Here is a 5,077-nt window from a genome sequence, read left to right as displayed (position 1 = left end):
GCATAAAAACCGCCTTCGAGATCTTTATAAATAATACTGCCCTTCATGGTGACTTCACCTTTTGCATTATCTTCTACGGCTTCAGCCTGAGTAACTGGTTCGGCTACCAGTTCCTTGGGCATAGACGCCTTATCGTTAGCTTGAACTGTGGAAGATTTGTCTTTCATTTCAGTTCCTTGTTTCTCAAGATCTGCTTGTTTCACTGAGTCGTCATCTCCAGAGCAGCCCGTTGTATTTAAAAGGGCAGTAATTACTGCAACAAGGCATAGTGTTTTTGTTTTCATTTTATGTCCTTCATAGTAGTTTTAACGCGCAACAATTCTTAACGTTAAACCTAAAATTGATGAAAAGAAAGTCACATTAACGAGTCGGAAAACGGCAATAAAGTATATTTAAGGCGTAAACGGAATGTGTTTGGCTTGATGTACTGTTCTTATTTTTAAGGCGATGTTCGCTTTCAAAGAAAAAAGAAAGGTAAAAAAAGAGCCGGCGCCACTTACATGGGCCAGCTCTTTGGTAGGAGTAACAATATTTAAATTTTAGTATTCAAACATTGCTGAAATAGACTCTTCGTTGCTGATACGACGAATAGTTTCTGCAAGCATCTCAGATAAAGTAAGCTGTTTTACTTTTCCAATTTGCTTCATCTCTGCACTTAATGGGATAGAGTCGGTAACGATAATTTCGTCAATAACAGACTCTTTAAGGTTGTTTGCAGCGTTACCTGAAAAGATAGCGTGAGTTGCGTAAGCATAAACACGACGCGCACCATGTGCTTTAAGTGCTTCGGCTGCTTTTGCAAGCGTACCGCCTGTATCAATCATGTCATCGACAATGATGCAGTCTCTGTCTTTTACGTCACCAATGATGTTCATTACCTGAGCCACGTTCGCTTTAGGGCGACGCTTATCGATAATGGCAAGGTCGGTGTCGTTAAGTAGTTTCGCAGTAGCACGTGCACGTACAACACCGCCAATGTCAGGAGAAACGACTACAGGGTCGGCAAAATCACGTCTTACCATGTCAGCAAGAAGGATAGGAGTACCGAATGCGTTATCCACCGGAACATCAAAGAAACCTTGAATCTGTTCGGCGTGTAGGTCGATAGTAAGTACGCGGTCAACACCAACGTTAGACAGGAAGTCAGCCACTACTTTCGCAGTAATAGGCACCCTAGCTGAACGAACACGACGGTCTTGGCGTGCATAACCAAAGTAAGGAATTACTGCTGTAATACGACCAGCTGATGCGCGACGTAGTGCGTCGATCATCACAATAAGTTCCATAAGGTTATCGTTAGTAGGCGCACACGTAGACTGGATAATAAAAACGTCCGAGCCACGGACGTTTTCATGAATTTCTACGCTGATTTCACCGTCACTGAAACGGCCAACTTTGGCATTTCCAAGTTTGGTGTAGAGGCGATCGGCAACTTTCTGGGCAAGTTCTGGTACGGCATTACCTGCAAAGAGCTTCATATCTGGCACAAGTGGTTCCTCAGTGCGTTGATAAAAGAGGTTTGGCTGGGGTAGCAGGACTCGAACCTACGAATGGCGGGATCAAAACCCGCTGCCTTACCAACTTGGCTATACCCCAATTTTTAAGTTCTTGTCCGATGTGGCGTACACGCTATCTTTGTTGTTCTAATTTGTCTAATAGTGGTGAGCGATTCACACCTTTTGCGACAAAACTCTGCCAAGTTTCAGGCATTTGAGCCCTAACTTGTTCGGCTAAAGTGTAGTCAGAAAAAGTGGCAAACACGCATGCACCTGTGCCCGTCATTCGCGACGGTGCGTAGTGTACCAACCACTGTAATAATTTTGCAACTTCAGGATAGCGATTCGCGACTAATTGCTGACAATCATTCCAAGTTTTTTCAAATTTATAGTCTTCCCAACGTATCGCAGGTGTATTTCTGGGCAAATCCGGCGAGGTGAACACTTCGGCTGTGCTGACATGAACATTTGGGTTCGCTACAAGAAAATACTGTTCTTTTTGGGGAGCTGGCGTTATCTCTTCTCCAACGCCTCCTGCAAATGCAGTTAGACCTCGCACAAAAATAGGTACATCAGCGCCTAAAGATAACCCAAGCTCAGCCAGTTCATCTTCACTTAGCCCTGTGTTCCAAAGGTGATTAAGCGCCACTAACGTGGTTGCCGCATTCGATGAACCCCCGCCAATTCCGCCCCCCATAGGAAGGCGCTTGTCTAACGAAATAACGGCACCTTTATCACATTTTGTTTTTGTTGCCAGCAGTCGCGCTGCTTTTACAATTAAATTGTCATCGTCTGGCACACCATCAAGAGGTGTTTCCATGCGAATGGCTGTGTCGTCTGTACTTATGTCAAAGGCGAGTGCATCGCCGTAATCCAGCATTTGAAACAGACTTTGAAGCTGGTGATAGCCGTTGTCGTAGCGGCCAAGTATATGCAAGAAAAGATTCAGTTTAGCGGGGGAAGGCCACCAATCTTTATGTTCTGAAACAGATGAGTTCACTACAGAGTCCACTGATAAATTTTAATTTTAAGCTGAGTATTAGGCATGTCCGGCGTTTCATTCTGGGTAAGCGTTATGCTGTGAGGCAACCATACAGATGTGCCATCATCTAGCTCAACACTACCGTAGTTACCGTAAGCAACTTGCCAATTGCGGCAACCTTGGCAATAGCTCTCTAGGGTATTAACCAACCCTTTTTCAGTTAGGGTGAATTTATCACCGTCTAGCGGTAAGCCTTTTACCCAAGACAATAGTGATTCCACCGGAATGACCATTCCCGTAATCTGATAAATAAGTGGTTCTGGTAAAGCATCTACATACGTTTCACCGTCAGCCTCTAATACCGACTGCTGCTGGGTAACGTAAAGGTTAACCAGACTTACCCCTAGAAAATTGGTTAATCGAAAATCAAAATCACCGGAATCGTTTTTCCAGACTAAATTAAGGCTGGCCGCTTCCTTTCCTTGGCGAAATGCAATTTTTCCGCGCATTTGCCACTTATGTACTTCAGCAACTTTTTCAAGTTGGGCCGTGAGGTTTACCGCGTTTTCTGGGCCTTTGGGAGCGGTTGTGCATGCGCTCAGTACGAAGCAGAGAAACAACAGTAGGGAAATAAAGCGAATCATTAAGGCGCGTTACCTGTATAAAAATAAAACACATTTAATTGTGACATTATGGGAACACAGTTTCACCAACACTTTCAATCATTTTGGGTTTTTCGTACAATGCCGCTCCGACGTTGCCAGCACAGATTTTAATGACTTTACTCGCCCTCGGTATTAACCACAAAACAGCACCAGTAGCACTTCGCGAAAAAGTGGCCTTTACACCGGATTCTCTGGTGGAAGCGCTTGCGAGTTTAAAAAAGCTGGAAGGCGTAGATGAGTCTGTCATTGTATCGACCTGTAACCGCACTGAGCTATACGTCAATACTCAAGACGACACCGGCCAAAAGCTTCTACAATGGTTAAGTGACTTCCATCACTTGGATGTAGAAGAGATTGCCAATAACAGCTATGTGCTCGCGCAGGATGAAGCGGTAAAGCACATTATGCGTGTAGCCAGCGGACTTGATTCACTGATTTTGGGAGAACCTCAAATCTTAGGTCAGGTGAAGCAGGCGTTTGGTGATGCAAAACACTCAGGTATGGTGAGCAGCGAATTTGATAAGCTGTTTCAACATACGTTTTCGGTGGCGAAGCGAGTTCGCAGTGAAACAGATATAGGTGCAAACGCGGTAAGCGTGGCATATGCAGCCGTTCAGTTGGCCAAGCATATATTCGCTGAACTACCAAAACGTTCAGTGTTATTAGTGGGAGCTGGCGAAACCATTGAGCTTGTGGCTCAGCATTTGAAAGAGCAGGGCGTGAGCTGTTTGGCGGTGGCGAATAGAACCGTAGCCCGCGCAGAGGCCTTAGCCGAAACACTAGATGCGAGTGTGTTTACCTTATCGCAAGTGCCAGAGCACTTAAAAGACTTTGATATCGTGATAAGCTCTACCGCTAGCCAACTGCCCTTAATTGGCAAGGGGATGGTGGAGAAAGCCCTTAAACAGCGCAAAAATATGCCGATGTTTTTGGTGGACTTGGCGGTACCACGAGATATTGAGTCAGAGGTTAACGAGCTGGGCGATGCCTATCTTTATACTGTTGATGATCTGCAGCATATTGTTCAGAAGAATTTAGAAAACCGCGAGCAAGCAGCAAAAGAAGCGGAAAAGCTCATCGACAAACAAGCTGGCGACTACATGACGTGGAAGCAGTCGCAGCAATCGATAGATTTAGTAAGACAGTATCGCCAAAAAGGCATGGCACAGCGTGACGATATTGTGGAAAAAGCCAAAGCGCAATTAGCGGAAGGTAAAAATGCCGAAACGGTATTAGAAGAAATGGCGTATAAATTAACCAATACGCTATTGCACCCAACAACCTTAGCGTTACGCGAGGCTGCCATGCACGATGACCCGGCATTGAGCCGATGGATGGGACAGGCATTAGATTTATCTGACTTTTCGTCAGACGATAATAAATAAGGTAATAAGAAGCATATGAAAGAGTCGGTAGTTAGGAAACTCGAACACTTAGTCGAGCGTTTCGAAGAAGTTCAGGCGTTGTTAGGCGACCCTGGAGTTATCGGCGATCAGGATAAGTTTCGCAACTTGTCAAAAGAGTTCAGTCAGCTAGAAGATGTAGTGGCAGGCTTTAATGCTTATCAGCAAGCACAAGAAAACTTGGCTTCAGCGCAGGAAATGTTGAACGAAGATGACGCTGAAATGCGCGAGATGGCACAAGAAGAGATGAAAGAAGCCAAGGCGGAAATTGAACGCCTTGAAACTGAACTTCAGGTGCTACTCCTGCCAAAAGATCCTAACGATGATAACAACTGTTTCTTGGAAATTCGCGCCGGTGCGGGTGGTGACGAAGCGGCAATATTCGCAGGTGACTTGTTCCGCATGTACAGCCGTTATGCGGAAAGTCGTGGCTGGCGTGTAGAGTTGGTTAACGCCAATGAAGGTGAGCACGGCGGTTATAAAGAAGTCATTGCGAATGTTAGCGGCGATGGCGTGTACGGCGTATTGAAA

General features: G+C 45.3%; 5 protein-coding genes, 1 tRNA gene and 1 pseudogene. 2 read left to right on the top strand and 5 right to left on the bottom strand.

Features of this window, described 5'->3' with window-relative positions; translation table 11 throughout:
- The 5 genes and pseudogenes from QVA83_RS18770 to lolB form a co-directional block, all read right to left on the bottom strand.
- A pseudogene (locus QVA83_RS18770) lies at positions 1 to 284 on the bottom strand (ribose-phosphate pyrophosphokinase); the annotation flags it as partial.
- Between the two features lie 255 nt (positions 285 to 539).
- A complete protein-coding gene (locus QVA83_RS18765) occupies positions 540 to 1,487 on the bottom strand; it encodes a ribose-phosphate pyrophosphokinase (RefSeq protein WP_014949014.1) in 948 nt (315 codons plus the stop codon).
- 33 nt (positions 1,488 to 1,520) lie between these two features.
- Positions 1,521 to 1,596: transfer RNA gene (locus QVA83_RS18760), tRNA-Gln, on the bottom strand.
- Positions 1,597 to 1,629: 33 nt separating this feature from the next.
- Positions 1,630 to 2,496: a 4-(cytidine 5'-diphospho)-2-C-methyl-D-erythritol kinase gene (gene ispE, locus QVA83_RS18755; protein WP_014949015.1), complete on the bottom strand. Its 867-nt coding sequence runs from the start codon at positions 2,494 to 2,496 to the stop codon at positions 1,630 to 1,632.
- Complete coding sequence (gene lolB / locus QVA83_RS18750) at positions 2,496 to 3,122, bottom strand: lipoprotein insertase outer membrane protein LolB (RefSeq protein WP_014949016.1); 627 nt, start codon at positions 3,120 to 3,122, stop codon at positions 2,496 to 2,498. The genes ispE and lolB overlap by 1 nt, the downstream gene beginning before the upstream one ends.
- A gap of 131 nt (positions 3,123 to 3,253) precedes the next feature.
- On the opposite strand from lolB, the gene hemA reads away from it, so the two are divergent.
- Positions 3,254 to 4,528 (top strand): glutamyl-tRNA reductase, encoded by a 1,275-nt coding sequence (gene hemA / locus QVA83_RS18745; RefSeq protein ID WP_014949017.1) that lies wholly within the window; start codon positions 3,254 to 3,256, stop codon positions 4,526 to 4,528.
- Between the two features lie 15 nt (positions 4,529 to 4,543).
- Positions 4,544 to 5,077 (top strand): PCRF domain-containing protein (locus tag QVA83_RS18740; RefSeq protein ID WP_287498803.1); only part of this gene is annotated, 534 nt, incomplete at its 3' end.

This window comes from Alteromonas sp. AO-Serp (assembly GCF_017849675.1).
Classification (GTDB): Bacteria; Pseudomonadota; Gammaproteobacteria; order Enterobacterales; family Alteromonadaceae; genus Alteromonas; species Alteromonas macleodii.
Note: the sequence above shows the minus strand (reverse complement) of the source record. Positions and strands in the feature narration are given on the sequence as shown.

Coding starts and splice junctions, on each gene's coding strand:
- lolB (WP_014949016.1), bottom strand. CDS start 3,122: ATGATTCGCTTTATTTCCCTACTGTTGTTTCTCTGCTTCGTACTGAGC.
- hemA (WP_014949017.1), top strand. CDS start 3,254: ATGACTTTACTCGCCCTCGGTATTAACCACAAAACAGCACCAGTAGCA.